This window comes from Microcystis sp. M53602_WE12 (assembly GCF_030065455.1).
In the GTDB taxonomy this organism is placed as follows: domain Bacteria; phylum Cyanobacteriota; class Cyanobacteriia; order Cyanobacteriales; family Microcystaceae; genus Microcystis; species Microcystis aeruginosa.
In genome coordinates this window covers 1-1,887 of the sequence record NZ_JASJFB010000542.1, presented here as the reverse complement: position 1 = coordinate 1,887, position 1,887 = coordinate 1, and the positions used below count along the sequence as shown (strand labels likewise).

The 1,887-nt window shown below is 38.6% G+C and carries 5 protein-coding genes; all 5 read left to right on the top strand.

Translation table 11 applies throughout. From position 1 onward, the window contains the following. Positions 1-315: 315 nt before the first annotated feature. Entirely contained in the window at positions 316-567 is a 252-nt protein-coding gene (locus tag PX482_RS17550) for a type II toxin-antitoxin system Phd/YefM family antitoxin (protein WP_002763538.1), read from the top strand. Further along, a complete protein-coding gene (locus PX482_RS17545; protein ID WP_002745103.1) occupies positions 564-821 on the top strand; it encodes a type II toxin-antitoxin system mRNA interferase toxin, RelE/StbE family in 258 nt (85 codons plus the stop codon). Before PX482_RS17550 ends, PX482_RS17545 begins: the two co-directional genes overlap by 4 nt. A 151-nt stretch (positions 822-972) precedes the next feature. After that, a complete protein-coding gene (locus PX482_RS17540) occupies positions 973-1,182 on the top strand; it encodes a type II toxin-antitoxin system HicB family antitoxin (RefSeq protein WP_002763539.1) in 210 nt (69 codons plus the stop codon). A gap of 47 nt (positions 1,183-1,229) precedes the next feature. Further along, positions 1,230-1,466 carry a type II toxin-antitoxin system HicB family antitoxin gene (locus tag PX482_RS17535; RefSeq protein WP_002763540.1) on the top strand — a complete coding sequence of 79 codons (237 nt, stop codon included), beginning with the start codon at positions 1,230-1,232 and terminating at the stop codon, positions 1,464-1,466. After that, positions 1,459-1,632, top strand: a complete 174-nt coding sequence (locus tag PX482_RS17530; protein ID WP_002763541.1) for a type II toxin-antitoxin system HicA family toxin — start codon at positions 1,459-1,461, stop codon at positions 1,630-1,632. The genes PX482_RS17535 and PX482_RS17530 overlap by 8 nt, the downstream gene beginning before the upstream one ends. Positions 1,633-1,887 lie beyond the last annotated feature (255 nt).

The following is a 1,887-nucleotide window of genomic DNA, read 5'->3' as shown; positions in this document are numbered from 1 at the left end:
TGGCTCTTCGTTACTTGTTATGGTTCGATAGGGGGGCATAAATCGACTAAATCCTTATCTGGCAAAAGATTTAACTGATTAGCTCGCTCTAGATCAAAAACAATTGACAAAAATCGTCCAATGTCTTTCTCTATAAGGGTTCCATCTCTTATAACCCCCGTCCATTACATAACACAAACCGAAGAACCACTAAAGTTGTCATATCTCCTTCTTCTCGATCAGAACCAAAAAGCCCAAAATAAATAATGAAAACGTCAGCCAACAAGCAATTTTTGCTTTATTATAAGACTAATCCCCACAAACCGTAAGCGATTTATGTATCAAGTCACCGTTGATTACGCCAAAGCCAACCTAGAAGAACTCTGCGATCGCACTGAAAAAGAACCCGATGGAGTAGTGATCGTTCGTGAAAATCGCAGTTATATTCTCATTACTCAAGAAGAATGGGAATCCTTAGCTGAAACCTCCGAACTCATGCAAGATCCCAAACTATTACAACATATTGCATCAGCACGACGAGAATATGCCGCAGGAGAAACCCTCACAATGGAACAAGTATTTGGATGACAACCTACACAATTGTCTTTTCTAAACAAGCGCGAAAAGATACCGACGAACTCACCCAAAAACAGAAAGTCAAACTTCAAGAAATTTTAACTAACATAATTGCAATTAATCCCTATATTGGCAAATCCTTAAAAGGCGATTTAGAAGGCTTGTATTCCTATCGCCTAAATCGAAAAGATCGTCTGCTTTATGAAATTTATGAAGACGATAAAACTATTCTGATTATTCGTACCAAAACACACTATGGAGATTAGGTAATAGCGGTCATAACCACTGAATTCATCCCCGTTTATAATATAGCTTGATCCTGTTAGGCAAAAATAGTAGTGATGCCGATCACTACCAGGAAAAAGACGGAAGAAATGCACTTCAGGAACTAGCCAAATTAAATCAAGGAGACAACCCATGAATTATCACTATAGTATTTATATTCAATGGTCACAAGAAGACAACAAATTTATCGCCCATCTCCCTGAATTTGTCTCCTATGCTCATACTCACGGCGAAACCTACAATGAAGCGCTACAAAATGCCCTTGAAGTTCTAGATTTCCTTATCGAAGACTACACTGCACGAGACAAATCTCTACCAATTTTTCAGGCTATTTCCCCATAGCTAAAATATACTCTATTACAATCAAAACGTATTTTATCTGAGCAATTATGGCTGAATTAAGTTCAAAAATTACGGCAATTATTTATTCTGGTGAACAACAAGGATATGTGGCCGAATGCGCGGAAATTTCGGTTGTTACCCAAGGAAATACCTTGGATGAGGTGGTTAATAATCTCAAAGAAGCTGTCTTATTACATTTAGAAGGAGAAGAGCCTATTGAGTTTGGTCTAGTTGCCAAACCTTCTCTACAGATTACGGTTGAGTTACAGCCTGAATATGCCTAAACTGAAACAACTATCAGGCAAAGACGTGATCAAGATTCTCGCTCGATTTGGCTTTACTATTCACAGTCAACGAGGAAGTCACATTAAATTGCGTCGTGTTATCTCCCAGAGAAGAGAGACTTTAACTATTCCCAATCATCGAAAACTTGATCCTGGAACCTGTTAGGCAATTTTCAAATAAGCAAGTCAATATATTCTAGAATCAGAGCTTTATCCTTATTTCTATGATTTATAGAAAAAGTTAAGTGAAGCGGGGTTAAAATGATCGACAAATATCTAGCCCACATTCCGCACCCTCAACTGTCACATAAGCTGTCCCCCTCCAGAGACTTGAGTAAAAATACCTAGCTGGTGAAGGTCTTCTCGGTGGCCGCTAGGGGGGTCTTGAGACCCCTAATTATGAAAAAATAGGAATTGTTGG